The organism is Bradyrhizobium sp. MI1.3, assembly GCF_055811695.1.
In genome coordinates this window covers 1-303 of sequence record NZ_JBVVPQ010000300.1, presented here as the reverse complement: position 1 = coordinate 303, position 303 = coordinate 1, and the positions used below count along the sequence as shown (strand labels likewise).

The 303-nt window shown below is 60.7% G+C and carries 1 protein-coding gene; it reads left to right on the top strand.

Annotated elements, in window-relative coordinates; all coding sequences use genetic code 11:
* Positions 1-303, top strand: a 303-nt coding sequence (locus AC0L3A_RS41100) for a left-handed beta-roll domain-containing protein (RefSeq protein WP_473256631.1), incomplete at both ends; no start/stop codon positions are given.

Below are 303 nucleotides of genomic sequence, written 5' to 3'. Positions count from 1 at the left end.
TAACGTCGCGGCAGGCCTGAACTCCACGGACGCGGTGAACCTGAGCCAGCTCTTGTCGGAAGACGCGAAGGTCAACACGATCAACAACAACGTGAACAACCTGAGCAACACCGTGAACAACATCGTGAACGGTGGCGGCATCAAGTACTTCAACACTAACTCGACGCTGGCGGATTCGTCGGCAACGGGTACGGATGCCGTGGCGATCGGCGGCAACGCTCAGGCGACGACGGCGAACTCGGTGGCACTGGGTTCCAACTCGGTGGCCAGCTCGAGCACGCTGACGACGGCAGGCTTCAACCC